The organism is Faecalibacterium prausnitzii (genome assembly GCF_003324185.1).
GTDB lineage: Bacteria > Bacillota > Clostridia > Oscillospirales > Ruminococcaceae > Faecalibacterium > Faecalibacterium prausnitzii.
Genome location: NZ_PXUP01000007.1, coordinates 29,628 through 54,301, shown reverse-complemented (window position 1 = coordinate 54,301; position 24,674 = coordinate 29,628). Strand labels below are relative to the sequence as shown.

The window sequence follows — 24,674 nt, the reverse complement described above, 5'->3', positions numbered from 1 at the left end:
TTCCGGGGCTGCATCACGGGGTCTTTACCAGCTTGAGCAGCGCCGCAGTGATGCGGTCCAGACTGTCGTCCACAGACAGGCTGCGGGCGTTTTTGCCCATCTCGGCCAGCTTGCCGGGCTGTGCCAGCATGGCAGAAACAGTCTGCACCAGCTTTTCACCGGTCAGGTCTTTTTCTTCAATGACCACAGCCGCCCCGGCCTTTTGCAGCTCCATGGCGTTGTAGTACTGGTGGTTCTCCGCCACATTGGGGCTGGGGATCAGCACAGCGGCGCGTCCTACAGCTTCCAGCTCGGCCAGCGTCAGCGCACCGGCGCGGCTGATGACGAGGTCTGCCGCTGCCAACAGCTCCGGCATATTGTTGATGTATTCCTTTACCACAAGGCTGTCACCGGGGGCAAAATCCTTCTGCTTTTGCAGCTGCTCAAACAGCTGCACCCCGTACTGGCCGGTGGCGTGCAGGTGCAGCACCGGCTTGTGCTCGTGCTGCTCCCAGGCGCACAGGTCTGCCACCACCTCGTTGACCCGGCGTGCGCCCAAGCTGCCGCCGAAGGACAGGATGACGGTGCGGTCGCCCGCACCCAGCTGTGCACGGATGGCCTCGCGGTTGGCGGCCTGTGCAAACACCTCCGGCCGCACGGGGTTGCCCACCACAAGGGTCTTGTCCGGTGCACCCAGCTTTTCCACGGCGGCGGGCACGGCGGCAAACACGATATCCACATCCGGGGCCAGCAGCTTGTTGGTCACACCGGGGAAAGCGTTCTGCTCATGCAGGGCGGTGTGAATGCCCATTTTGGCGGCGCAGCGCACCACCGGGCCGGACACATAACCGCCGCAGCCGATGACGAGATCCGGCTTTACTTCCTTCATCATGGCCTTGGCCTTGGGGCCGGAAAGCGCCAGATTCCACAGGGTAATGATGTTGCGCTTGATGTTGTGCAGGCTGAGCTTGCGCTGAAAACCGGTGATCTCAATATGGTGGAAGGGGTAGCCCGCCTGTGTTACCAAACGGTACTCCATGCCCTCCTTACGGCCTGCAAAGTGGATCTCGGCGGTAGGGTCGGCCTTTTTCAGAGCACCGGCAATGGCCAGTGCAGGGTTGATATGTCCGGCGGTGCCGCCGGCTGCGATGAGAACACGCATGGTGATTCCTCCTTATAAACGCCCAGCCTGCGGCCGGGCGGGCTTGCGGTTTGTTTTACTGTTCTGTACGGGCTGCGCGGGCAGAGGCCAAGTCAATGGTCTTACGTGCAAGTTCTGCCTCGCGCTCGGCGCGGGCGGCCTCCCGCTGGGCACGCATCTGCTCCCGCTGCTGCGCTGCCCGCTCGCCGTTGCGGCCGATGTTCACCATTACGCCCATCTCTGCCAGCAGCAGGATCAGGCTGGTACCGCCGGAGGAGAAGAAGGGCAGACTGATGCCGGTGTTGGGCAGGGTGTTGGTGACCACGGCGATGTTGCAGAACACCTGCCACGCGATCTGCGCCATGATGCCAATGCCTACCATGGTGCAGTACAGGTTCTCCGCCTTATAGGCGATGAGCAGTCCCTGCACGATGAACAGCACGAACAGCACGATGATGAGCACTGCGCCAATGAAGCCCAGCTCCTCGCACACCACGCTGAAAATAAAGTCGTTGGTGCTTTCCGGCAGCCAGAGCTGCTTTTCCACGCTGTTGCCCAGCCCCAGCCCCTTCAGTCCGCCGGAGCCGATAGCATAAAGGCTCTGCACGGTCTGGTCGGTCATCTGGCTCAGATCCTGCGTCCAGCCGTCCAGACGCTTTTGCAGGTAGGGGATAGAGTCCACATGGGAGAGCAGGGTCTCCAGCAGGGTGCCCGCCGTGATGGCACCCGCCCATGTCAGCACACCGCCGCTGCCGGACAGCAGCAGGATGGTGCCCACCACCGCCACCGTCAGCACGATGCCGGACATGTGCGGCTCCATCGCCAGCAGGAGGACCACCGGTATAAGGGGCAGCACCGGCACCACCAGCTGCTTCCACACCCGCACCCGCAGCCATTCCCGGGGGGTAAGCAGGATGCGGCGCTCCGGGTCCAGCCGCTCCACCTGCGGCGCCTTGGCTGCAAGATGGGAACTGAACAGGATCATCTCAAACTTTGCCACCTCCGAGGATTGCAGCGTAAGGCCTGCAAAGCGGATCCAGCGGCGGCAGCCGTTCAGGGGTGCCATGGTCAGGGTGACGGCCAGCATAGCCAGCACGATGATGTACCCCGGCACCACCATCTTGCGCAGAAAACGGTGATCCACATAGCTTATCAGGAACATACAGCCCAGCCCCAGTATCATGCACAGCGCCTGCTGCTTGATGTAGTGGAAGCTGTCGCCCATGCGCAGGTAACCGGTGGTGTAGCTGGCGCTGAACAGCATCACCAGCCCAAAGATCATAATAACAGCCAGCGTGGCCAGCCAGTCGATCAGCAGCCGGGACCACGGGCCCGGGTCTCGCTGGAACACCGGCACCGGCGCTCTGTGTTTTTTGCGGATAGTCGCCATCTGCGCTCCCTTCCCTCTCTGTGCCCGGTCAGCACCAGCGCAGCAGCGCCAGCGCCAGTACATAGCCGACAGCGCTCAGCGCAAAGCTGCACAGGAACACCGTCTCCGGGCTCATTTTATGCTTTTTTACCCAGCAGCGCAAGGGCTTGCCGGTGCGTTTTGCACCCAGCAGCTGCGCTGCCAAAAGACCGCCTGCCGCCCAGAAGGGCAGCGCCAGCGGCACAGTCAGGCTGGTCATATCCAGACTGAGCGGGATGCAGCCGATGGCACCCGCCGCCAGCAGGCTGCCGCAGCAGCCCACCCCCAGCCTTGCCGGGGGGAACGCCCACAGCAGCAGCGCCACCAGTGCCCCGGCAAGCGCGGCGGGCAGCACCGCCAGCCCGGGCACGCCCAAGCCGGCCTCTGCCATCATCAGCGCCAGCATAGCCACAAAGGCCGCGCCGCACACCGTGCCTTCATCCCGCTCGGCGATGCGGGCGCACTCGGCCAGTGCCACCATGAGCACCGCCCACAAAAAGGGCACGGCGCTGCCCAGCAGCACATACCCCGCCCCGGGCACACCCAGCCCCCGGGGCAGACAGCCCGCTGCCCGCAGCAGCAAAAGAACGAATGCCGCGGCCAGTGCTTCCAGCAAAAGCCGCACGTCCCGCCGCAGCCCCAGCGCCGCCGGGCTGCGCATCCGGGCAAGGTCCTCTGCAAGACCCACTGCCCCAAAGGCAAGGCTTCCGGCCAGCGCCGTGAGCAGCCGTGTCATCAACCGGCCCTCGCTGCCCAGCAGCTCCGGCTGACCCACGCAGGCAGCAAGCCAGCCCACGCCCACCGCAGCCACCGTGCCCGCCGCCGCACACAGTCCGCCCCACAGCGGGGCGCGCAGGGGTGCAGGCCGGGGCTGCTCAGACTGTACCGGCTGCTGGTTTTGTTCGCGGCGTTCCAGCACCCGCCGCAGCGGCACAAACAGGCTGCACAGGGCTGCCGTAAGGGCAAAGCCCAGCACCACCGCCGCTGCCAAGGCGAAACGCTCCATAACTCAGACACTCCATTTCGCCAAATAGTTATACTTCTGCTTCTTTATGCTCTTCGTAGAAGATATCCAGCACTTTTTCCAGTGCCATGCCGTGGCTGGCCTTTACCAGAACAGCATCGCCGGGCTGCACCCGGTCCAGCAGGGCATCGGCGGCCTCGCGGTAATTTTCTGCGTGCAGGGTCTCTACCCCCTTGGCGGCAGCCACCACGGCGGTGCGCTTGGCCTGCTCGCCGTAGGTGATCAGGCAATACAGCCCGCTCTCGGCGGCAAGACGTCCCAGCTCCTCGTGTGCTTCGCGGCTCAGATCGCCCAGCTCCAGCATATCGCCCAGCAGGGCAAAGCGGCGCTTGCAGGGGAAGTCCTTAAACATCGCCAGCGCGGCCTTCATGCTGTCCGGGTTTGCGTTGTAGCAGTCCTCGATGACGGTCACGCCCTCGCTGTCCACCACCTTCTGGCGGCGGCCGGTCTGCTCAAAGTTGGAAAGACCCCGGATGACCCTCTTGGCGTCGCAGCCCAGACGGGTGGCGGCGCAGTAGGCAGCCAAGGCGTTTGCCACATTGTGGCGTCCCATGGCGGGGATGTTCACCACAAAGGTGCCGTGCTCCTGATCCTCCAGCACAAAACTCATGCCGTCCGTCTCCTGCCGGATGGACAGGGCGCAGACGTCTGCGTTTTCATCGCTCAGGCTGAACCACACCGGGCGCACATGGGCGGGCAGCACTGCCTTGCGCAGGAAGGGGTCGTCGTAGTTCAGCACCAGCGGTGCGCCCTCCGGCAGACCGTTGCAGATCTCCAGCTTTGCCTTGCAGATGTTCTCCTGACTGCCCAGATTGCCGATGTGAGACACGCCGATGCAGGTAATGATGCCCACATCCGGCCGTGCTGCCCGCGCCAGACGGTCAATTTCACCGGCGTGGCTCATGCCCATCTCGATGACCGCGTACTCGGTGCTGCTTTCCAGCCGCATCAGGGTGCGGGGCATTCCCAGCTCATTGTTCTGGTTGCCCTCGGTCTTGATGGTCTCGCCAAAGCCGCTCAGGGCGGCGTAGGTCATCTGCTTGGTGGTGGTCTTGCCCACACTGCCGGTCACACCCACCATCTTGGGGTGGTACTGGCTGCGGTAGTTTGCGCCCATCACCATCATGGCGTGGTAGCTGTCCGGGCAAAGGATGGCCTTTTCCTCCGGCACACCGGGCACGGGGTGGTTGACCACCACATACTCCGCGCCCTGCTCCAGCGCACGGGCGGCGAAATCATGGCCGTCGAACCGCTCGCCGGGGAAGGCCACAAAAATGCAGCCGGGCTTTACCTCGCGGCTGTCGGTGGTGACCAGTGCCACCTCCGGGTCACTGGTCAGTTTTCCGGCAGGCACCAGCCCTGCCAGAAGCTTGCTTGCATGGATCTTTTCCATTGTTTTATCCCCTCTCGTTCTATTGAATGCTGCACCCTCATCCGTCACTGCCTTGCGGCAGTGCTTTATGCTGAAAGCCTTGGGCGAAGATGCCGAAAAAGCTGTTTTACCCACAGGTCAGGGTGATGATGGTGCCGCGCTGTACGCTGGAGCCGGGCTCGTCGCTTTGCGCCTGCACCGTGCCGCTGCCCTCCACCACGCAGTTCAGCCCGGCGGCGCTCAGCATCTGGCGGGCAAAGTCCGGGCTCTTGCCGGTCACATCCGGCACCTCGGTGTGGCTGCCCTCGTAGGTATCGGTATACAGGTAGATGGTGGTGCCGTAGGGCACCTTGCTCCCCGCGTGGGGGTACTGGTAGGTGACCGGGGCAGCGGACTGGCTGCTCTGGCTTTCCTGCAGCTGATGCTTCAAGCCCTGAATGTTCAGCTGCACCTGCGCATTGCTCCACTCGGTGCCCACAAGGTTCGGCACCGTAACGATGGTGCCGCTGCGGTCCTCGCCGTCGGTGGCAATGCCAAGATAAGGGGCCACCTCGCTGATGATATTGCCCGCCACAGGGGCTGCAAGGATGGAGGAATAGTCTGTCCTTGCGTTGTTGGGGTCGTCCAGCATGACGTAGACCAGAATTTCCGGGTCGTTGGCGGGCAGCACCGCCACGAAAGAAGCCACCTTCTTATAGTCGCCATCGGCGCGGCGGTGCATATTCAGCTGCTCGGAAGTGCCGGACTTGCCGCCGATGCGGTAACCGGACACATAGGCGTTTTTGCCGCCGCCGGTGCCGTTGCCCACCTCGTACTCCATCATCTGCCGGATAACCTCGCTGGCGCTCTGGCTGATGACCTGACGGCGCACATTTGCGCCGATCTCCTGAATGACATTGCCGTTGGCATCGGTGATCTTATCCACCACATGGGGGGTGACCAGATACCCGCCGTTGACGGTGGCCGCAATAGCGGTGCACATCTGCAGCGGGGTGATGGCCATGGCCTGACCGAAGGAGGAGGAAGCCAGCTGCACCTCGCCCAGCTGGTCGGCGCGGTAGTACTGCATAAAGTTGGTCTCGCTGGGCAGGTCCACCCCGGTGCGGGCGGTAAAGCCGAAGGCATCGAAGTAGTTATAGAACTGCTGCGAGCCGACGCGCTGCCCCAGCTGGATGTAGTAGATGTTGCAGCTCTTGCGCAGTGCCTCGGCCATATTGAGCAGGCCGTGCGCCTTGCGCCCTGCGCAGTGGTAGGTCTCCTTGGCTACGCCGTAAGCGCCAGAGCAGGTAAAGGTGGTGTTCATGGTCGCCACGCCGGAGTCGATGCCCATGGCGGAGGTGATGACCTTGAACACAGAGCCCGGGTAGTACAGCTCAGTGATGGTCTTGTTCTTCCACAGGATATCCCGGTAGTAACCGGAATAGTCCGCTTCTTCGTCCAGAATCTTGTTGCCCAGCTCGTCGGTGATGTAGTTGCCGTCGGCATCCTTTTTATAGATGCCGTAAAGTTCCGGCTCTGCGTGCACCAGCTCGTTGAGGTAGGCCTCGTTGGCAGTGAAGTTCAGCGGGTCGTTGGGGTCAAAGTCCGGCTTGGAAGCCATGGCAAGGATAGCACCGGTCTTGACGTCCATCACAATGGCGCAGCCGCGGTTTTCCACCGTATTGGCTGCAATGGCTTCGTTCAGGTACCGCTCCGCGATCTCCTGCACGTTCACATCCAGCGACAGCACCAGATTAGAGCCGTCCTTGGCGGCAAAGGTGGTGGCGTTGGCGTCTGCAATGGCGTTGCCCACCGCGTTGCGCTGGGTGATGGTGCGGCCATCCACACCGGCCAAGGTGGACTGGTAGGATTTTTCCAGTCCGTAGGTGCCGACGCCGTCCGCATCCGTAAAGCCCAGCACCGCTGCGGCAAAGGCGCCGTAGGGGTAGTTACGCTGGAAGCTTTTTTCCGAGGACACCGAGATGCGCCCCTTGCGGGAGGTATCGGTGGCCTTTTTGTGCGCCTTGTTGAAGCTGGTGACGTATTTTTCAATGGAAAGCTTCACCGCGTTGTTCACCTTGGTGGCAAGGGTAACGTAGGCAGAATCCAGCCGGGATAGTGCATCGTAAACGGTCTGGTACTGCTGCTGGTACTCTGCCGAGGAAGTGTCCACACTGTCCAAGCTCTCGCCGTCCCCGGAGAGCAGACGCAACGTCAGCTCCCGGCTCACCTCGGCGCACATGGCGGGGTCCAACGTTTTGGTCACAGTGTCGTCATCGTTGGTCTTGCTGGTATAAAGGATGCTGCTGTAACTGGGGTCTGCCCAGATAGTCCACACCACGCTGGTGGATGCAAGGGTGATGCCGGAGGCATCGTAGATCTCGCCGCGGGTGGCCTTGATGGTGGTATCCAGCAGCTGCTGCTGGGCGGCGTACTGGCGGTACTCTGCCCCGTGGATGATCTGGATATTATACAGGCTGCGGATGACGATGGCGGCTGCCACCACCACCGCAAGGATGCCCAGACGGCTGCAAAGCCGCCGCACCCGGCTGTCCAGCCGGTCCCGGCCGGAGGCCGGACGCAGGCGGTAGCCCCTGTTTTTTTTGTTACGGAAAGGTTCTTGCATTGGTTCTCTCCTGCGGGGCGTGCACTGCATTCCGCGCGCCCTGCGCTGTTATTTATTCAGACTGCGGTGTCCATAAACCGAAAAAAGCGTGCGCTGCCGCACGCTTTCTTCGGTTATCTCACGGTGCCCAGAATGTTCACCGCGCCGGTGTACAAAAAGTCGGTCCATTGCCGCACGGTGGACTCCCGGCGCACCAGTGCGCCGCTTTCGCCCAGGCGGATGTAGGTGATCTGGCTGGGGTCTACTTTCATCAGACCCAGCCGCCCTGCGGTCTCTTCCACGCTGGCAATGTTGGTCTTGCTGTTCAGGGTGCTGTTGTAGTAGGTATACTGGCTCTGCTCGCTGACCAGCTGCGCCTTAGTGGCTTGGATCTGGTCGTTCAGCTCCACCAGCTGTGCCTCGCTCCACAGCAGACTGATGGCAAAGCCCACCAGCAGTGCTGCCGCCACCAGATTCATGGCGTTATGTACGGCGGCCTGCAGCGGGTTCAACCGCCGCTTGCCGCCCTTTGCTACCCGCAGGTTTGCTTTGCGCTGCGGCTGCGGTGCCCTGCGGCGGCGCACCGCATTACGATCATATGCTGGCTGACCCATGGTTTCTCTCCTCCTCACAATGCCGGTGCTTCCGGCATCTCAGCATTTTTCCAGCACGCGCAGGTGGGCGGAACGGCTGCGCCGGTTCTCCTCCAGTTCCTGCGTATCAGCTTCAATGGGTTTGCGGGTGATAAGCTTTGCCTTTGCCTTGCCGCCGCATACACACACCGGAAACTCCGGCGGGCAGGTACAGGCTGTGGACCAGCGGCGGAACTTGTTCTTGACCAGCCGGTCCTCCAGAGAATGGAAGGTGATCACGCACAACCGGCCGCCCGGTGCAAGGTGATCGAAAATGGTATCCAAGCCCTCTTCCAGCGCGTCCAGTTCGTGGTTCACTGCAATGCGCAGTGCCTGAAAGGTGCGGCGGGAGGGGTTCTTGTTCTTGCGGCGCTCTGCCGGGGGCATGGCGCTTGCTACGATATCTGCCAGCTGCAGGGTGGTCAGGATGGGAGCGGTTTCCCGCGCCTCCACGATCTTTCCTGCGATCTGCCACGCATAGGGTTCCTCGCCGTAATCCCGCAGGATGCGGGCCAGTTCCTCGCGGCTTTCGGTGTTCACAAGGTCTGCGGCGGTCTCGCCCTGCTGGCTCATGCGCATATCCAGCGGCGCGTCTGCCCGGTAGGAAAAGCCCCGGGCGGCATCGTCCAGCTGGTGGCTGGAAACGCCAAGATCCAGCAGTGCGCCGTTGATCTTTTCAATGCCCAGCTGCTCCAGCGCCTGTCCCGCATAGCGAAAATTGATCTGTACCACGGTGGCAGGCAGCCCGGCCAGACGGGAACGCGCGGTCTGCACCGCGTCCGGGTCCTGATCCAGCGAGATGAGCCTGCCGCCCTTGGCGGCGTCCAGCCGCAAGGCGATCTGGCGGGAATGTCCCGCGCCGCCGGCGGTGCCGTCCAGATAGGTGCCTGCCGGGTCGATGGCAAGCCCCGTCAGGCACTCGTTCAGCAAAACGGGGATATGCTCAAACGAGGCCGGGTCAAAGGGCTGCTGTTCTTCAAAGGCCATTGGCACGGCCTCCTTTCTCGGTTTAGTTTTTTTGCATCAGAGGTGCAGCTTGCGCAGCCGCTCGGCGCGCTGGTCGTTGGTCACGGCGGCGCGGCGGGCATTCCAGACCTCGGTGGCCCAGATCTCAGCATGGTTGCGGTTGCCGATGATGGTCACGTCCTTTTCCAGCCCGGCGTAGGCGCGCAGCTCTGCGGGCAGCAGGATGCGCCCCTGCTTGTCCGGCACCACCTCGCAGGCGGTGCTGAACAGGTCGCCGGAGATCGCCCAGCTGTCCATCAGTTCATCGCTTTCCAGCTTGTCCGCCAGCCGCTCCACTTCTTCCATGGGCAGTGCGAACAGGCAGCTGTCCACCCATTCCAGCACCACGAAACTCTCGCCCATGGCGTCGCGGAATTTTGCGGGGAAGTTCAGCCGCCCCTTGGCGTCGATAGTGTAATCATAACGGCCAAAAAACACGCGCTGTTCCCCCTTTCAGGGGCGTTTTCAGGGCATGCGCCCTACTTTTACCCACTTTGCCCCACTGACACATCTTTATTGTAGCAAATCAAGTTCGTGAATGCAAGGGTTTTCGGGCGGCTTTTTGCCGCAAAAATCCACAAAAAAAGTCCCTGTGAGCCGTCATTTTTGCTCGCAGGGACTTCGTTTTCCGCAATCTGTGGAATTTGTGTGGAAAGTTGACCGTTATCAGCCGTTTTTCTTGGCGTTCTGGCGCAGGCTGGCACGGATATTTTTGACCTGTGCGGCGTTTTCCACCATGGTGTCCTCGGTGGTGCGCAGCATATTCTCGCAGTAGTCGGTCACGGTCTGGCGCAGGGTGCGCGCCTCGGTCTGGGCTGCGGAGGTGATCTCAGAAGCGCGCTGCTGGGCGGCCTTGACGATCTCGGCGTCACTGACCAGAATGCGGGCGCGCTCCTCGGCCTTTTTCACGATGGCCTGTGCCTGTGCGTTGGCGCTGTCCACGATCTGCGCCCGGTCGTTCACGATCTGCTGCGCCTGCCGCAGCTCGCCGGGCAATGCCGCCCGCACCTCGTCCAGATAATCCCGGATCTGCTCCACATCCACGATGCGCTTGCCGCCGGAAAGGGGCACATTTGCGCTCTCTTCCAGTGCATCCTCAATGGTATCCAAAAGCTCGTTCACGTTCATAAGGCTTCTCCCTCCTGCTCAGCGGCGGACTGCATGGGCTTTGTGTACTTCCACAGCAGCACCTTGCCGTATTTATACTGCTTCTGCAGGGTCAGACTGCCCGCCTGCGCGGGCAGCACGATGCCTGTTTCGCTCTCGCACAGCACGATGCCGCCCGGAGCAACGCACTTTTCCACGGCGGGCAGGATCTTTTCCAGCGTGCCGCCACGGAAGGGCGGGTCCAGCAGCACCAGATCGAACTGCTCCCGGCAGGCCGATAAGAACCGCGCAGCCTCGCCGATATTCACCCGGCTGCGGTCGAACACGCCGCAGGCCTTGCAGTTGCGCATCACGATGCTTACGGCCTCCCGGCTCTCGTCCAGAAAGACGCACCGGGCCGCACCCCGGCTCAGCGCCTCAATGCCCAGCTGGCCGCTGCCGGCATACAGATCCAGCACCCGGGCCCCGGGCAGGTCGAACTGTACGATGCTGAACATCGCCTCCTTCACCTGCGAGAGGGTGGGGCGGGTGACATCGGTGCCGGGCAGTGCTTCCAGCCTGCGGCCCCGGGCTTCTCCTGCGATCACGCGCATGATGTTACCTCCTTGCCGTAGCTGCCGCCCCCGCGGCAGCCGGTTTGAACTCTTTCGTATCCTTTATTATCTCCCAACTGCATAGCATTGTCAAGAGCCCGCATTGCGCTGCGGGCGGCTTTGTGCTACAATCATAGCAGCAATATTGCGCATTTTACGGCGCATTTCAGTAAAGGAGAGTATACAGCATGAAAGTTCTGCTCATCAACGGCAGCCCCCACGAGAAGGGCTGCACCTACACCGCCCTTTCCCTTATTGCCGGGGAGCTGAAGGCACAGGGCATCGAGACCGAGATCCTGCACGTCGGCGGTCAGCCCGTAGGCGGCTGCATCGGCTGCGGCGGCTGCCGCGGCGGCAATGGATGCGTGTTCGGCGGCGTGGTCAACGAGGCCATTGAGAAGGCCAAGACCGCCGACGCCTTCGTGTTCGGCAGCCCGGTGCACTACGCCTCCGCTGCGGGCAACATGGCCAGCTTTATGGACCGTCTGGCCTACGCGGGCGGCAAGTATCTGGCCTATAAGCCCGCCGCTGTCTGCTGCTCTGCCCGCCGCGCCGGCACCACCTCCACCCTTGACCAGCTGGTCAAGTACCCCCAGTTCTTCCACATGCCGCTGGTCAACGGCTCCTACTGGGCTATGGTACATGGCTCCAACCCCGAGCAGGTACTGCAGGACGCCGAGGGCTGCGCCGTGATGCAGGAACTGGGCCGCAACATGGCATGGCTGCTGCGCTGCATCGAGGCCGGTAAGGCCGCAGGCATCGACCACCCGCAGAACCCGCCCCGCCCCATGACCAACTTTATCCGCTGAGGTATGAATAAATTTGGAGCCCCGGAACGCCGCTGGCGTTCCGGGGCTCCATTTCTATGGGCGATTTTATACAATTTTTCCAAGCATTTCTTGGGCAACCTGCCACCGGCAGCTTCCGCGCACTACAAAATTTCTGCTGTTCCGGCACAAAAGGGGCGTGAATGCTTTTTTCGTTCATAACTTTGTGATACCATACCTCTATAAGCATATCACTCAGACGGAGATCCTGCTATGGAACACTACGATTGGAACGAGGGCTGGCTGTTTGCCCCCACCTTTGACCCGGCGCTAGTGCGCCCGGAGTGCCCGGAGCTTTCCCTTACCCCGGTGCGGTTGCCGCACACGGTCAAGCCTCTGCCCTATAATTATTGCAATGAAAACGACTACCAGCGCCTGTGCGGCTACCGGCGGGAGTTTTTTGCACCCAGAGAGTGGCTGGGCCGCACCGTGCTGCTTACCTTCGGGGCAGTGGCACACGATGCCACTGTGTTCTGCAACGGGCGGCGGGTGTTCCACCACGGCTGCGGCTACACCGCTTTTACGGTAGACCTGACCGGTGCGCTGCGTCTGGGGCAGAAGAACGTGGTGGCTGTGCGCTGCGACAGCCGGGAGGATCTGAACATCCCGCCCTTCGGCGGGCAGCTGGATGCGCTGACCTACGGCGGCATCTACCGCGCCGTCAGTCTGGATATCAAGGAGCCTGCCTATCTGCGGGACGTGTTCATTGAAGCAAAGGCGGAGGGCGATTTCCGCATCTACACCGCCACCGTGGGCGAGACGGTCGGCTGCACCCTGCAGGCCGAGATCCGCAGCCCCGCCGGGAGCCGGGCGGTGTACAGCGGCGAGCTTTCCCTGCCCATCACCGGCACGCTGAACAACGTGCACCCGTGGAGCTTAGAGCACCCTACCCTGTACACCCTGACCGTGCGGCTCATCCGCCCCGGCACCGGCGGTCTGCCCGACCGGGTGCTGGACGAAAAAACGGTGCGGTTCGGTTTCCGCACGGTGCAGTTCGTGGCAGGCGGGCTGTACCTGAACGGTCAGCGGGTAGAGCTGCGCGGCCTTGACCGGCACCAGAGCTACCCTTATCAGGGCTACGCCATGCCGGACAGCATCCAGCGGCTGGACGCCCAGCTGCTGAAAAAGGAGCTGGGCTGCAACGCCGTACGCACCTGCTATGCGCCCCCCAGCCCGGCGTTTCTGGACGCCTGCGACGAGCTGGGCCTGCTGGTGTTCCCCGAAATGCCCGGCTGGCAGCACATCGGTGATGAGGTGTGGCAGGCGCAGGCGCTGCAGAACTGCCGGGAGATGGTGTGCCAGTACCGCAGCCATCCCAGCATCTTTTTGTGGGGTGCCCGCATCAGCGGCAGCCCCGACAACGAAGCCTTTTATAAGCGCACCAACGAAGCCATCCACCGGCTGGACCCCACCCGCCCCACGGCGGGCACCCGCAGCACCCGCAAAAGCCAACTGCTGGAGGACGTTTACGCCTACAACGATTATTCCTACGCCGGGCGCGGCGCGGGCTGCGAGAACCGTGCCGCCGTGACCCCCGACACCCGCAAGGGCTACCTTATCAGCGAGTTCGGCGGTCAAAACTTCCCCGCCAAGCCCTTTGATGACGAGCCCCACCGTCTGGTGCAGGCGTTGCACCACGCCGCCGTGCTGAACGACAGCATTGCCCAGCCGGGCGTTGCGGGCAGCTTTGGCTGGTGCATGACCGACTACAACACCCACCGGGAGTTTGGCAGCGGCGACCGCATCTGCTACCACGGCGTGATGGATCTGTTCCGCAACCCGAAGCTCTCCGCCGCCGTCTACGCCAGCCAGAAAACGCCCCGTGCCCCCTCCGACATCGTGCTGGAGGTCTCCTCTGCCATGACGCTGGGCGACCTGCCCGGCGGCGCAGCCGCCGCCTGCTGGGTGTTCACCAACGCCGAGAGCGTGCGGCTGTACCGCGGCAACGACTTTGTGGCCGAGTTCAGCCCCGACCGCCGGGGACGCTTTGCCGCCCTGCCCCACCCGCCCATCGAGATCAACGATTTTGTCGGCTCGCTGCTGGAAAAATACGAGGGCATGGATCACGCCACCGCCGTGCAGGCTGCTGCCATCCTCAACGAGCTGCGGCGGGACGCCATGGCGCTTTCACCCCTGTCCAAGGCGCGGATGCTCTCGCTGCGGCTGAACTGGAACGAGCTGCTGCGGATGTATTACAAGTACATCGGTGTGCTGGGCAGCTCCGCGCCGGTGTACCGGTTCGAAGCGGTGTGGCATGGCCGCGCCGTGCGCACCGTGGTGCGGGAGCCGGTGCAGAGCGTCCGGCTGGAGTGCACTGTGCACAACCCCCTGCTGACCGACGGCCCCACATGGGACTGCGCTGCGGTCAGCCTGCGCGCCATCGACCAGAACGGCAACCTGCTGCCCTACTGCGGCGAGGCCGTCTGCCTGTCCGTGGAAGGGCCGCTGAAAATTTTAGGCCCCTGCGTAGTGCCCCTGCGGGGCGGCATGGCGGGCACCTACCTTGCCACCACCGGCAAGGCCGGACGCGCCGTGCTGCACTGCCGCATGGAGGGCGCACTGGACACCGAAGCGGCGCTCACCGTGCGCAGCCGGGAGGAGCAAAACGTTTAATTTTCGTCCTTTCATGATAGATTTGCAGTCTGTTCAAAATTTTATCATGGTTGGCTGATATTCTAGAGGTACAAAGTATTCCGCAGGGCGGCACTGCTGCCCTGCGTTTCCGTGTGTAAAGCCCCAGAGAAGAGGATGCGAAAACCTATGAGAGAAAAATTCCGTCAATTCATGATCGGGCGCTACGGCACCGATGGCCTGAACCAGTTTTTGAGCATGAGTTCCATCGTGATGCTGCTGGTATCGCTGCTCACCCGCGTTTCCCTGTTCACATGGCTGGGCGCGGCACTGCTGATTTTGTGCTACTACCGCAGCCTGAGCCGCAATATCTCCAAGCGCACCGAGGAGAACTACCGCTTTTACAGCCTGAAGGATCGGTTCAATAACAAGTTCCGCAGCCTGAAGGAGCAGTGGGCCAACCGCAAGCTGTACCACTACTACCGCTGCCCCCAGTGCCGCCAGAAGCTGCGGGTGCCCCGGGGACGCGGACGCATCCAGATCTCCTGCCCGCGCTGCGGCACCCAGTTCATCAAAAAGAGCTGAGCCGCCATGTTCGGATATGTGATCCCGGATCGGGCCGCCCTCAGCCCCGAAGCGCAGAGCCGCTACCGCTCGGCCTACTGCGGGCTGTGCCGCCGCATCGATGCTCTGCACGGGCTGCGGGGACGGTTCAGCCTGAGTTATGACCTGACCTTTTTGAACATTCTGCTGTGCAGCCTGTACGAGGGCGAGACCCCCGCAGACAGCGGTATAAACCGCTGTCCCATCCACCCGGTACACGGTGTACTTTGGCGCAGCGCCGGCCCTACCGACTACTGCGCCGACCTGAGCGTGGCGCTGCATTACTACAACGCGCAGGACAAATGGCAGGACGACCGCAATCTGCTGGCGCTGGGGTACAGCGCCCTGCTGGACAACAGCACCGCCGAAGCCGCCCTGCGCTGGCCGCGCCAGTGCAATGCGATCCGCTCGTGTCTTGCCAAGCTTGCCGAGTACGAAGCCGCCGGCAGCACCGACCTTGATGCAGTGTCCGGCTGCTTCGGCACCCTGATGGCGGAGCTGTTCGACTACCGGCAGGACCGCTGGGCACCGGAGCTGCGCAGCATCGGCTTCCATCTGGGCAAGTTCATCTACCTGCTGGACGCCTACGACGACCTGCCCCGCGACAAGCGCAGGGGCGCGTACAACCCCCTGCGGGAGCTGAGCACCCACCCGGACTATGAGGAAGAGATGCTGGACATCTTTGAGCTGTTGCTGGCACGCTGCGCGCAGAACTTTGAGCGTCTGCCCTGCGTGGAGGACGCAGATCTGCTGCGCAACATCCTGTATTCCGGCGTGTGGCTGAAATACAACTGCAAAAACGCAAAACGCACCGGAAAGCCCGATGTGTCTTGATTTTATGCCGATATTCCGGTAAAATAAAACGGATATGGTGCAGTGGCGCTGTACCGTCAGTATAATGAGTGAGGAAGTATACCGAGCATGAGAGATCCCTATGAGGTGCTGGGCGTTCAGCGCGGCGCAAGCGACGATGAGCTCAAAAAAGCATACCGCGCCAAGTGCAAGCGCTGGCACCCGGATTTGAACCCCAACGACCCCACGGCGGAGGAGCACTTCAAGGAGGTGCAGGCCGCCTACGACGCTATTACCAAGGGCGATACCGGCCCCCAGATGGGCGGCAACCCCTACGGCGGCTACCAGCAGCAAAGCTATAACCGGCAAGGCTACGGGCAGCAGGGCTACGGCCAGCAGAACTACGGTTACACCGGTTTTGACGGCTTTGACGGGTTTGAGGGCTTCGACCCCTTTGGCTTTGGTTTTGGCTTTGGCGGCTACCAGCAGGCCGGGCCCAGTGCTTCCGGTACAGATACCCCGGAGATGCAAGCCGCCCGCAACTTTGTGGCCAGCGGCCGCTACGTCGAAGCGCGCCGGGTGCTGGACGGCATGACCGGCCGCAACGCGCGGTGGTACTATCTCTCTTCGCTGGCCAATCAGGGTCTGGGCAAAAGCGTGGACGCTTTGCAGGACGCCCGCCGCGCCGTGCAGCTGGACCCAAACAACACCGAGTACCAGATGCACCTGCGCCGGATGCAGAACCCCGGCCAAACCTACCGCACCCAGACCACCTACGCCCAGCCCGGCGGGCTTTTGCGCTGGTGCTGGAGCATGATTTTACTGAACCTGCTGTGCAACTGCTGCTGCGGCGGCTGGGGCTTCCGTGGGTTCCGTATGTGATATGATTTTATACAAAAAGGCTGCTGCACGCACGGTGCAGCAGCCTTTTTCTGCTTACAAATGTAAGGGTTTGCTCTTACTTCTGGGGAGCTTCGAAAGCGATGGCGGTAGCACCGGCAGCGGCGTCCACGCTCTTCAGAGAGATGGGAGCCACCTCGTAGTGCAGGGTGTCAAAGCTCTGGGTATTGCCGTCCTCGGTGGTGAACTCCAGAACGTAGACAACGTCAGCCTGCTTGTCAGCCTCGACATCGCGGGTGATGACGATGCTCTCGCCGTCAGCCAGACCCTCGCCTGCCAGGTTCTCGCCCTTGTCCTCAGAGCCTGCATCGTACAGGTACAGCTCGGTCACCTTGCTGCCGGTGGTGTTGTACACGGTGTACTCGGCAGAAGCAGCCTCGGCCTCAGAGGAAGCAGCTTCGGAGGAAGCAGCCACGGAAGAGGCAGCAGCAGAGGATGCGGTGGAGGATGCAGCGGTAGAGGCAGAGCCGCCGCAGGCGGTCATGCCGACAGCCAGTGCCAGAGCGGCAGCGGCAATTGCAACAGTCTTGAGCTTCATAGGGAAATCTCCTTTTTCTTCTTTTGTTGGTGTCAGGCCCCCGGCAGCATACCAGCTGCATCGGTTGTCTGATGTCCTTCCATTATACGCACGTTGACGAAAAAAGCAAGCTTTTTTCGTTAAAAATTAACGATAAAATAAGAATTGTTACTATTTTGACATGAATTTGGCACATTTTAGGAGATGTAAACTTGAATCATATCGTTGACATTCCGGCTGTTTTTCCCTATGTGGCTGCGGGATAACGGCGCAGATAATTTTATTTTCCCCTTGACAGCCGCCAGCCGCCGCTGTATACTATGCATCGTGAACAGCGTTCATGTTGGGAGGTGAGCTTACGAATCCAATGGCAACGTCCAAAGCGGACATCCTGAAAACCAGCCGGGAGCTGATCCAGCAAAACGGCTGGGCAGCGGTCAACATCCGTGCGGTCGCCGCAGCCTGCGGGGTCTCCGTGGGCTGCATCTACAACTACTTCGGCTCCAAGACCGAGCTGGTAAGCGCGGCGGTGGAAAGCATCTGGAACGACATCTTCCACCACCCGGAGGATGAGACTGTGTTTCAGGACACCCGGTCCTGCATCCAGTGGATGTACCGGCAGATGGAATACGGCTGCCAGCAATATCCCGGCTTCTTCACCCACCATGCACTGGGCTTTGTGCAGCAGGACACTGCCGGCGGCAAGCAGCAGATGCGGCAGACATGGCAGCACATTCTGGATGCTTTGTGCAACGTGCTGTGCCACGATGCCAAAGTCCGTCCGGGCGCTTTTACCGAGCAGTTCACCCCGGAACAGTTTGCGGGCATCCTGTTCTCCCTGATGCTGTCCGCGGTGGTGCAGCAGAACTTCGACCCCTCTGCAGTGCTGGAGATCGTGCGCAGAACCATTTATTAAACAAAAAAACATCCCACAAGTCTTGTGGGAGTTTTTTAAGTCCGAATGTGAACACTGTTCAATTTGGTTTTTGCGCCCCGCAGACCATACTACTGCAAGCCCTTTTCCCTACGATGCCTCCGGTACGGCTCTGCCGCGCCGGCTCCCTATAAAATCAAAAAACTGCAATCAAAACAAACAAAGGAGACAAACGTATGCGAGCAATCATTGAAACCGTTTTCGACATCTTCTATCTGGTCACCGTGCTTACGGTGGGCATCCGCATGATCCGCGGCAGCAAGGCGGGCACCCAGTTCCGTCTGTTCGGCCTGATGGCCGTTGTGCTGGGCGCGGGCGACTCTTTCCATCTGGTGCCCCGCGCACTGGCGCTGTGCACCACTGGTCTGGAAAGCTACGCCGTGCCGCTGGGTCTGGGCAAGTGGATCACCTCTGTGACCATGACCATGTTCTATGTGCTGCTGTACTACGTCTGGCGCAAGCGCTACCAGATCGAAGGGCAGAAGAACGTGACCGCCGCTGTGTACGCCCTGTCCGCCGTGCGCATCGTGCTGTGCATGATGCCGCAGAACCAGTGGCTCACCAACCACACCCCGCTGGCATGGGGCATCCTGCGCAATGTACCCTTTGCCCTGCTGGGTCTGCTGATCATCGTGCTGTTCTACCGCAGCGCCAAACAGAACAACGATAAGGCTTTCCGCTGGATGTGGCTGACCATCGTGCTGAGCTTCGGCTTCTATATCCCCGTGGTGCTGTGGGCAGACGTCAACCCCCTGATCGGGATGCTGATGATCCCCAAGACCTGCGCCTACGTCTGGACCGTGCTCATCGGCTACAACGCCATGAAGGCTGAGGCCGGCAAGCAGAACTAACCTTTTCCCCCGCTGCTTAATAGAAAACCCGCCGACAGACAGCGATGCACTGCTCTGCCGGCGGGCTTTTTATATTGTATAAATAAATATGGCTCCAAAACACCTGCAGGTGTTTGGAGCCATATTTAAACAATTTCTTTTCACCCTTCGGTGAAATACTCCGGGTGGACGCTGCGGGCCTGCTCCACCGAGAGCTTATAGCGGTTCAGGTGGCTTTCCAGCGCTTCGCCCAGTTCATCGGCGGTGCCGTGCAGCACCATTTCCAGAATGCGGGTGTGGGCGGCGCAGACGGACTTGTTCTCGTTGGTCTGCAAGCTGAACTTGCGGATGCGCTCCACATGCTGCAGCTCACTCAGCATATGGTCAAAATGCGCCTCCATACCGGTGATCTCAAAGGCCTTGCGGTGGAACTGGTTGTCCAGTTCCAGCAGGCGGGTCTCCCGGTTCGGCTGGGTCAGGTCGGCTTCCAGTAAGCGGTAGTTCTCGATGACCTGCCGGTATTCCTGCTCCTGCTGGTCGGTCAAGCGGCCGCGCACGCGGTTCAAAATCTCTTTTTCAAGGGTGAAGCGGGCAAACTGCTCCAGCTCCATCCGCTTCAGGTCGATGGGCGCCACATGGGTACCGCTTTGCGGCTTGATGTCCACCATGTGGGCAATGTTGAGCATGATCAGCGCCTCCCGCATGGGGGTGCGGCTGATGCCCATCTGCTCCGCAAGTTCCCTGTCGTTCAGGGGGTCGCCGGGCTTCAGCTCCATGGTGATGATCCGGCTGCGGATGGTCTGATACGCCTGTTCCCTCGCACTCAAAGATGCCATTGCAGTGTTCTCCCTTCGGGGTCAGTTGGTGATATACTAGTATATGACCATATTACCCAACTGCCGGGCAACTGTCAATAGCAGGAGCAACCGAAAATCAAGGGCAATTTTTTGCTATTTTGTTCAATGAAGTGCCCGCGCCGGGCGGTACATCACCGGCAGCCACACAAAAGCCACCGCCAAGCCGCAGGCCACATCAATGACCGAGTGCTGCTTGGTGAACACGGTGGACAGGCAGATCAGCGCCGCCCACGCCCACGCCAGCACCTTGCGCAGAGGCTTGCCCTCTGCCAGCTTGCTGTGGCTGAAGGCCATTGCCATGCAGGCAGAGCTCTGGCAGTGGATGGAGGGGCAGACGTTCACGGCGGCGTCCGCCTTCCACAGCAGCTGCATGATCCGCAGCGCCGGGTTGTCCCTGCCAAGGGTCTCCACAGCAGGGCGCAGTTCCAGCCCGTTGGGCAGGATCATGTACACGATCAGGCAGAAGGTCATGCCGGAAAACATGGTCAGGCAAAGCTTATCGTAGGTGGCGGTATCGCACCACCACAGCGCCGCCGTCACCCCCGCCAGCAGCAGGAACCAGCTGCAATAGGGGAGCACGAACCACTCGTTGAAGGGGATCAGATCGTCCAGCGGGCTGTGCAGGATATATTTCGGGGCGGTGACGGTGAGGTCCAGCCAGAAGAACCAGATCAGGTACACCACCCAGTACAGCTGGTACCACAAATGCGGGCGGCACCGGCTGCGCAGTTGGCTAAGTTTCATGTCGTTTCTCCTATTTTTTATGTGAATTGACGTGTTATTATAGCACATTCCGTCCACTTGCGCAAATGTTTTCCCTGCGATACAATAAAAGCAAGCTGCATCTTATTTATAAAAGGAGTACGTCATGCCACAAGAATTTCCCGCCATCCGTCTGGTCGCGCTGGATCTGGACGGCATCATGCTGAACCGCGAGGGGCACGTCACCCCCCGCACCCGCGCCGCCCTGCAAGCTGCCGTGGATAAAGGCGTGTACATCGTGCCCGCCACCGGCCGTCCGCTGGCCAGTCTGCCGCCGGAGGTGGCGCAGCTGCCCGGCATCCGCTACGTCATCACCTGCAATGGTGCCGCCGTGTGGGATTTGGGCACCGACCCCGTGGGCGCAGTGTACAGCCGCTATTCCAACGCAAAAGAGCACCGCACCAGCACCCCGGTCTGCCTGCTGCACAGCCTGATGCCGGTGGAGACTGCCCGCGAAGCCTTTGCCGTCTGCGAGAGCTGCCACGCCGACCTGCGCATTTTCTCGGACGGATACGCCTGCACCGATGCCCACAGCATAGCGCTGGCCGCTGCCCGGGCAGCAAAGAAGGACGGCACCGAAGCGTGCCAGCCCAACGATGGCCGCTTTACCATTCTGCGGGACGCAGCCGAGTGGATGAGCCGCAACGCCTTTGCCGTTGAAAAGCTCTGCGTATTCTTTGAAACCCCGCAGCAGGCTGCGTCTGCGCTGCCCCGCTTCCGCGCCGTCCCGGGCGTGGAGATCGTGCAGGGGTCGCCGAAAAATGTGGAGGTGACCGCTGCCGGTGTGGACAAGGGCGAGGCGCTGCGCGCACTGGCCGACCGGCTGGACGTCCCCCACGAATGCACCCTTGCGGTGGGCGACAGTGAGAACGACCGCGCCATGCTGCAAAAGGCCGGGGTAGCCGCTGTGATGGTCAACGGCATGCCGGAGATCCGGGCGCTGGCGCACCTTGTCAGCAAAGCCGACTGCGACCATGACGGCGTGGCCGAGATACTGGAAACCCTTGGCATCTGAGCCAGTTTTTGCAGCAATTTTCCAGCATTTTTACCGGCATTTGCCCCGATTTTTCGGGTCATTCGTCATTTTTGTGCAATGTATACAAGCTCTTATGCAAAACATTGTGCTTGTTGAGTATTACCAAAGACGGACTGTTCGTTTATACTAGTATCATAAGCGCGTATGGGGGTATTGCGCCCACTGGAGCAAACCCGACGCACCGAGAGAGTTCAAATATAAAAGGAGAAATGCGTTATGAATCCCATCGTAGAAAAGGTCTATCAGATCGGCATTATCCCTGTTATCGCTTTCAACAGCGTTGATGAGGCCCTGCCCCTGTGCAAGGCTCTGGCTGAGGGCGGTCTGCCCGCAGCTGAGGTCACCTTCCGCACTGCCTGTGCTGAAGAGTGCATCCGCAAGATCCACGAGGAGATGCCCGAGATGCTGCTGGGTGCCGGCACCGTTCTGACCTGCGAGCAGGCCGACCGTGCTATGGCTGCCGGTGCTTCCTTCATCGTTGCTCCCGGCTTCGACCCCGAGGTCTGCAAGCACGTCATCGACAAGGGCGGCATCATGATGCCCGGCACCTGCTCCGCAGGCGAGATGCAGCAGGCCATGAACATGGGCTGCGAGGCCCTGAAGTTCTTCCCCGCTGAGGCAAACGGCGGCGTGGGCATGCTGAAGAACATCGGCGCTGCCCTGAAGGGCGCACGCTGGATGTGCACCGGCGGTGTCAACGCCAAGAACGTCAACGATTATCTGGGCTATGACCAGATCTTTGCCGTGGGCGGCACCTGGATGTGCAAGAGCGATGTGATCAAGGCCGGCGACTGGGCAAAGATCACTGCACAGAGCAAGGAAGCTGTTGACACCATGCTGGGCCTGAAGCTGCTGCATGTCGGCATCAACACCGACAACGAGGAGGAGGCCATGAAGGTGGCTAACCTGATCGGCGCTATGCTGAACATGAAGGTCGCTCCCGGCAACTCCAGCATCTTTGTCGGCAACAAGGAGTTCGAGATCATGAAGAAGCCCGGCCGCGGCACCAATGGCCACATCGCCATCGGCTGCAACAACGTGGACCGTGCCATCTACCACCTGTCTCAGCGCGGCGTGAAGTTCGATCTGGACAGCAAGAACGTGAAGAACGGCAAGACCGTTGCCTGCTACATGGCAGACGAGATCGCCGGCTTTGCCTTCCATCTGGTGCAGGCATAAGCGCCTGTCCCCCTTTTACCGTAAAAGCCCCGCCGCAGCGGGTATGCCCTGCGGCGGGATGAATGAAACACCTGATATAAAGGAGAATAACCAATGAAAGTCGTTACTTTTGGCGAACTGATGGTCCGTCTGCAGCCCTTCAACTACGAGCGTTTCGTTCAGGCTAACAGCCTGGAGTTCAGCTTCGGCGGCGGCGAGGCCAACGTTGCTGTTTCTCTGGCCAACTACGGTCTGGACGCAGCCTTCGTCACCAAGCTCCCCGCACACGCCATCGGTCAGGCCGCTGTCAACAGCCTGCGCCGCTACGGCGTTGATACCAGCATGATCACCCGCGGCGGTGACCGTGTGGGCATCTACTACAACGAGAAGGGCGCTTCTCAGCGTGGTTCCGTCTGCATCTACGACCGTGCCAACAGCGCCATCCAGCTGGCTCAGCCCTCCGACTTTGATTGGGATAAGATCTTTGAGGGTGTGGATTGGTTCCACTTCACCGGCATCACCCCGGCTCTGGGCGAGAACGTTGTCGAGATCTGCCGCGAGGCCTGCAAGGCTGCTAAGGCTCACGGCGTGAAGATCAGCTGCGACCTGAACTACCGCGGCAAGCTGTGGACCCGTGAGCAGGCCCGCGCTGCCATGACCGATCTGTGCCAGTACGTTGACGTTTGCATCTCCAACGAGGAGGACGCAAAGGACGTGTTCGGCATCGAGGCTGAGGCTACCGATATCTACGGCGGCAAGCTGAACGCTGAGGGCTACAAGAGCGTTGCCAAGCAGCTGGCTGACAAGTTCCACTTCGAGAAGGTCGCTATCACCCTGCGTGAGAGCCACAGCGCATTCGACAACGGCTGGAGCGCTATGCTGTACGATGTTGCTTCCAACGAGTACTGCTTCTCCAAGAAGTACGACCTGCACATCATCGACCGCGTTGGCGGCGGTGACTCCTTCGGCGGCGGCCTGATCTACAGCCTGCTGACCGGCAAGAGCACCCAGGAGGCTGTCGAGTTCGCAGTTGCAGCTTCCGCTCTGAAGCACTCCATCGAGGGCGACTACAACATGATGACCGTGTCCGAGGTCGAGAAGCTGGCCGGCGGCGACGGTTCCGGCCGTATCCAGCGCTAAGAGCAGGAGGGAGTCCGCCATGGATATCCGTTATTCCTGCAACCAGAAGGATTTTAAGCGCTATACTACCGAGGAAATGCGGGACGAGATGCTGATCACCGGCCTGTACAAGGCAGATGAAGTGGTGGCCGTTTACAGCCACGTGGACCGTATGGTCACGCTGGGCTGCATGCCGGTGCACGAGACCGTGTCCATCGACAAGGGCATCGACATCTGGGCCAACTTCGGCACCCACTACTTTCTGGAGCGCCGCGAGATCGGCATGTTCAACATCGGCAAGGATTCCACCGGTATCGTGGTGGCCGACGGCGTAAAGTACGAGCTGGGCTATAAGGACTGCCTGTACATTACGCAGGGCACCAAGGAAGTCACCTTTGCTTCCGCCGACCCGGAGCATCCCGCCAAGTTCTACATGGTCTCTGCTCCGGCACACTGCGCTTACCAGACCCGTCTGATCAAGATGGCTGATGCAAACCACCGCCCGCTGGGCAGTGTGGACACCTGCAACAAGCGCACCATCAACCAGTTCATCCACCCGGATGTGCTGAATACCTGCCAGCTGAGCATGGGTATGACCGAGCTGGCACCGGGTTCCAACTGGAACACGATGCCCAGCCACACCCACGAGCGGCGCATGGAGATCTATACCTACTTTGAACTGCCCGAGGGGCAGGTGGTGTTCCATATGTGCGGCGAGCCTACCCAGACCCGCCACATCGTGATGCACAACGAGGATGCTGTCATCAGCCCCTCTTGGAGCATTCACAGCGGCGTAGGCACCTCAAACTATACGTTTATCTGGGCAATGGGCGGCGAGAACATGGAGTTTGACGACATGGACAACATCGCTACCACTGACCTGCGCTAAAAGCACCAATCAAACGCCCCGTACCGGGAAACCG

Annotated in this window: 24 protein-coding genes; 11 read left to right on the top strand and 13 right to left on the bottom strand. The window is 61.0% G+C overall.

The annotated features are described in order from the left end of the window. Positions 1-13: 13 nt before the first annotated feature. The 10 genes from murG to rsmD all read right to left on the bottom strand — a co-directional run bounded on the left by murG (position 14) and on the right by rsmD (position 10,845). Positions 14-1,141, bottom strand: coding sequence for an undecaprenyldiphospho-muramoylpentapeptide beta-N-acetylglucosaminyltransferase (gene murG, locus C7J97_RS06120; RefSeq protein WP_113620778.1), 1,128 nt, complete (start codon positions 1,139-1,141; stop codon positions 14-16). A gap of 55 nt (positions 1,142-1,196) precedes the next feature. Then, positions 1,197-2,510, bottom strand: a complete 1,314-nt coding sequence (locus C7J97_RS06115; protein ID WP_113992291.1) for an FtsW/RodA/SpoVE family cell cycle protein — start codon at positions 2,508-2,510, stop codon at positions 1,197-1,199. 28 nt (positions 2,511-2,538) lie between these two features. Continuing rightward, positions 2,539-3,534: a glycosyl transferase family 4 gene (locus C7J97_RS06110; protein ID WP_113992290.1), complete on the bottom strand. Its 996-nt coding sequence runs from the start codon at positions 3,532-3,534 to the stop codon at positions 2,539-2,541. Between the two features lie 28 nt (positions 3,535-3,562). Next, positions 3,563-4,945 carry a UDP-N-acetylmuramoyl-tripeptide--D-alanyl-D-alanine ligase gene (locus C7J97_RS06105; RefSeq protein WP_113992289.1) on the bottom strand — a complete coding sequence of 461 codons (1,383 nt, stop codon included), beginning with the start codon at positions 4,943-4,945 and terminating at the stop codon, positions 3,563-3,565. Positions 4,946-5,051: 106 nt separating this feature from the next. Further along, entirely contained in the window at positions 5,052-7,529 is a 2,478-nt protein-coding gene (locus tag C7J97_RS06100) for a PASTA domain-containing penicillin-binding protein (protein WP_113992288.1), read from the bottom strand. Positions 7,530-7,642: 113 nt separating this feature from the next. Next, positions 7,643-8,122 carry a hypothetical protein gene (locus C7J97_RS06095; protein WP_005921042.1) on the bottom strand — a complete coding sequence of 160 codons (480 nt, stop codon included), beginning with the start codon at positions 8,120-8,122 and terminating at the stop codon, positions 7,643-7,645. A 39-nt stretch (positions 8,123-8,161) separates the two neighbouring features. Continuing rightward, the gene (rsmH, locus tag C7J97_RS06090; RefSeq protein ID WP_055185495.1) at positions 8,162-9,127 is read right to left on the bottom strand and encodes a 16S rRNA (cytosine(1402)-N(4))-methyltransferase RsmH; all 966 of its coding nucleotides are present in this window, start codon (positions 9,125-9,127) and stop codon (positions 8,162-8,164) included. Positions 9,128-9,163: 36 nt separating this feature from the next. Next, positions 9,164-9,583, bottom strand: coding sequence for a division/cell wall cluster transcriptional repressor MraZ (gene mraZ, locus C7J97_RS06085; RefSeq protein ID WP_113992287.1), 420 nt, complete (start codon positions 9,581-9,583; stop codon positions 9,164-9,166). A gap of 228 nt (positions 9,584-9,811) precedes the next feature. Further along, the gene (locus C7J97_RS06080) at positions 9,812-10,273 is read right to left on the bottom strand and encodes an ATPase (protein WP_112120924.1); all 462 of its coding nucleotides are present in this window, start codon (positions 10,271-10,273) and stop codon (positions 9,812-9,814) included. Next, positions 10,270-10,845, bottom strand: coding sequence for a 16S rRNA (guanine(966)-N(2))-methyltransferase RsmD (rsmD, locus tag C7J97_RS06075; RefSeq protein WP_005921049.1), 576 nt, complete (start codon positions 10,843-10,845; stop codon positions 10,270-10,272). The genes C7J97_RS06080 and rsmD overlap by 4 nt, the downstream gene beginning before the upstream one ends. Before the next feature lie 188 nt (positions 10,846-11,033). Between rsmD and C7J97_RS06070 the strand changes: the two genes are divergently transcribed. The 5 genes from C7J97_RS06070 (at position 11,034) to C7J97_RS06050 (ending at position 16,520) form a co-directional block, all read left to right on the top strand. After that, the gene (locus C7J97_RS06070; RefSeq protein WP_113992286.1) at positions 11,034-11,654 is read left to right on the top strand and encodes a flavodoxin family protein; all 621 of its coding nucleotides are present in this window, start codon (positions 11,034-11,036) and stop codon (positions 11,652-11,654) included. A 231-nt stretch (positions 11,655-11,885) separates the two neighbouring features. Next, a complete protein-coding gene (locus tag C7J97_RS06065) occupies positions 11,886-14,285 on the top strand; it encodes a glycoside hydrolase family 2 protein (RefSeq protein WP_113992285.1) in 2,400 nt (799 codons plus the stop codon). 147 nt (positions 14,286-14,432) lie between these two features. Then, positions 14,433-14,828, top strand: a complete 396-nt coding sequence (locus tag C7J97_RS06060) for a hypothetical protein (RefSeq protein WP_055185500.1) — start codon at positions 14,433-14,435, stop codon at positions 14,826-14,828. Between the two features lie 18 nt (positions 14,829-14,846). Continuing rightward, entirely contained in the window at positions 14,847-15,680 is an 834-nt protein-coding gene (locus C7J97_RS06055) for a DUF5685 family protein (protein ID WP_242983449.1), read from the top strand. A gap of 87 nt (positions 15,681-15,767) precedes the next feature. Continuing rightward, on the top strand, positions 15,768-16,520 hold the full coding sequence (locus C7J97_RS06050; protein WP_113992283.1) for a J domain-containing protein: 753 nt from the start codon (positions 15,768-15,770) through the stop codon (positions 16,518-16,520). Positions 16,521-16,596: 76 nt separating this feature from the next. Here C7J97_RS06050 and C7J97_RS06045 read toward each other — a convergent pair whose 3' ends face one another. Next, complete coding sequence (locus C7J97_RS06045) at positions 16,597-17,076, bottom strand: cytochrome C (RefSeq protein ID WP_113992282.1); 480 nt, start codon at positions 17,074-17,076, stop codon at positions 16,597-16,599. A gap of 346 nt (positions 17,077-17,422) precedes the next feature. Here C7J97_RS06045 and C7J97_RS06040 point away from each other — a divergent pair, with 346 nt between their 5' ends. Then, positions 17,423-17,971 (top strand): TetR/AcrR family transcriptional regulator, encoded by a 549-nt coding sequence (locus C7J97_RS06040; protein ID WP_113992281.1) that lies wholly within the window; start codon positions 17,423-17,425, stop codon positions 17,969-17,971. A 194-nt stretch (positions 17,972-18,165) separates the two neighbouring features. Further along, positions 18,166-18,840, top strand: coding sequence for a hypothetical protein (locus C7J97_RS06035; RefSeq protein ID WP_113992280.1), 675 nt, complete (start codon positions 18,166-18,168; stop codon positions 18,838-18,840). 140 nt (positions 18,841-18,980) lie between these two features. Here the strand turns inward: C7J97_RS06035 and C7J97_RS06030 are convergent, their stop codons facing one another. Both C7J97_RS06030 and C7J97_RS06025 read right to left on the bottom strand, forming a co-directional pair. Further along, positions 18,981-19,655 carry a GntR family transcriptional regulator gene (locus C7J97_RS06030; RefSeq protein ID WP_113992279.1) on the bottom strand — a complete coding sequence of 225 codons (675 nt, stop codon included), beginning with the start codon at positions 19,653-19,655 and terminating at the stop codon, positions 18,981-18,983. A 123-nt stretch (positions 19,656-19,778) separates the two neighbouring features. Beyond that, positions 19,779-20,420 (bottom strand): phosphatase PAP2 family protein, encoded by a 642-nt coding sequence (locus C7J97_RS06025; RefSeq protein WP_113992278.1) that lies wholly within the window; start codon positions 20,418-20,420, stop codon positions 19,779-19,781. A 124-nt stretch (positions 20,421-20,544) separates the two neighbouring features. On the opposite strand from C7J97_RS06025, the gene C7J97_RS06020 reads away from it, so the two are divergent. The 4 genes from C7J97_RS06020 to kduI all read left to right on the top strand — a co-directional run bounded on the left by C7J97_RS06020 (position 20,545) and on the right by kduI (position 24,640). After that, positions 20,545-21,453 carry an HAD-IIB family hydrolase gene (locus tag C7J97_RS06020; protein ID WP_113998219.1) on the top strand — a complete coding sequence of 303 codons (909 nt, stop codon included), beginning with the start codon at positions 20,545-20,547 and terminating at the stop codon, positions 21,451-21,453. A gap of 237 nt (positions 21,454-21,690) precedes the next feature. After that, positions 21,691-22,653 carry a bifunctional 4-hydroxy-2-oxoglutarate aldolase/2-dehydro-3-deoxy-phosphogluconate aldolase gene (eda, locus tag C7J97_RS06015; protein WP_015537391.1) on the top strand — a complete coding sequence of 321 codons (963 nt, stop codon included), beginning with the start codon at positions 21,691-21,693 and terminating at the stop codon, positions 22,651-22,653. 93 nt (positions 22,654-22,746) lie between these two features. Continuing rightward, complete coding sequence (locus tag C7J97_RS06010; protein WP_055185510.1) at positions 22,747-23,772, top strand: sugar kinase; 1,026 nt, start codon at positions 22,747-22,749, stop codon at positions 23,770-23,772. 19 nt (positions 23,773-23,791) lie between these two features. Next, complete coding sequence (gene kduI / locus C7J97_RS06005) at positions 23,792-24,640, top strand: 5-dehydro-4-deoxy-D-glucuronate isomerase (protein WP_113992276.1); 849 nt, start codon at positions 23,792-23,794, stop codon at positions 24,638-24,640. The last annotated feature ends 34 nt before the right edge of the window (positions 24,641-24,674 follow it).

Coding starts and splice junctions, on each gene's coding strand:
- murG (WP_113620778.1), bottom strand. CDS start 1,141: ATGCGTGTTCTCATCGCAGCCGGCGGCACCGCCGGACATATCAACCCT.
- C7J97_RS06115 (WP_113992291.1), bottom strand. CDS start 2,510: ATGGCGACTATCCGCAAAAAACACAGAGCGCCGGTGCCGGTGTTCCAG.
- C7J97_RS06110 (WP_113992290.1), bottom strand. CDS start 3,534: ATGGAGCGTTTCGCCTTGGCAGCGGCGGTGGTGCTGGGCTTTGCCCTT.
- C7J97_RS06105 (WP_113992289.1), bottom strand. CDS start 4,945: ATGGAAAAGATCCATGCAAGCAAGCTTCTGGCAGGGCTGGTGCCTGCC.
- C7J97_RS06100 (WP_113992288.1), bottom strand. CDS start 7,529: ATGCAAGAACCTTTCCGTAACAAAAAAAACAGGGGCTACCGCCTGCGT.
- C7J97_RS06095 (WP_005921042.1), bottom strand. CDS start 8,122: ATGGGTCAGCCAGCATATGATCGTAATGCGGTGCGCCGCCGCAGGGCA.
- rsmH (WP_055185495.1), bottom strand. CDS start 9,127: ATGGCCTTTGAAGAACAGCAGCCCTTTGACCCGGCCTCGTTTGAGCAT.
- C7J97_RS06080 (WP_112120924.1), bottom strand. CDS start 10,273: ATGAACGTGAACGAGCTTTTGGATACCATTGAGGATGCACTGGAAGAG.
- rsmD (WP_005921049.1), bottom strand. CDS start 10,845: ATGCGCGTGATCGCAGGAGAAGCCCGGGGCCGCAGGCTGGAAGCACTG.
- C7J97_RS06070 (WP_113992286.1), top strand. CDS start 11,034: ATGAAAGTTCTGCTCATCAACGGCAGCCCCCACGAGAAGGGCTGCACC.
- C7J97_RS06065 (WP_113992285.1), top strand. CDS start 11,886: ATGGAACACTACGATTGGAACGAGGGCTGGCTGTTTGCCCCCACCTTT.
- C7J97_RS06060 (WP_055185500.1), top strand. CDS start 14,433: ATGAGAGAAAAATTCCGTCAATTCATGATCGGGCGCTACGGCACCGAT.
- C7J97_RS06050 (WP_113992283.1), top strand. CDS start 15,768: ATGAGAGATCCCTATGAGGTGCTGGGCGTTCAGCGCGGCGCAAGCGAC.
- C7J97_RS06045 (WP_113992282.1), bottom strand. CDS start 17,076: ATGAAGCTCAAGACTGTTGCAATTGCCGCTGCCGCTCTGGCACTGGCT.
- C7J97_RS06040 (WP_113992281.1), top strand. CDS start 17,423: ATGGCAACGTCCAAAGCGGACATCCTGAAAACCAGCCGGGAGCTGATC.
- C7J97_RS06035 (WP_113992280.1), top strand. CDS start 18,166: ATGCGAGCAATCATTGAAACCGTTTTCGACATCTTCTATCTGGTCACC.
- C7J97_RS06030 (WP_113992279.1), bottom strand. CDS start 19,655: ATGGCATCTTTGAGTGCGAGGGAACAGGCGTATCAGACCATCCGCAGC.
- C7J97_RS06025 (WP_113992278.1), bottom strand. CDS start 20,420: ATGAAACTTAGCCAACTGCGCAGCCGGTGCCGCCCGCATTTGTGGTAC.
- C7J97_RS06020 (WP_113998219.1), top strand. CDS start 20,545: ATGCCACAAGAATTTCCCGCCATCCGTCTGGTCGCGCTGGATCTGGAC.
- eda (WP_015537391.1), top strand. CDS start 21,691: ATGAATCCCATCGTAGAAAAGGTCTATCAGATCGGCATTATCCCTGTT.
- C7J97_RS06010 (WP_055185510.1), top strand. CDS start 22,747: ATGAAAGTCGTTACTTTTGGCGAACTGATGGTCCGTCTGCAGCCCTTC.
- kduI (WP_113992276.1), top strand. CDS start 23,792: ATGGATATCCGTTATTCCTGCAACCAGAAGGATTTTAAGCGCTATACT.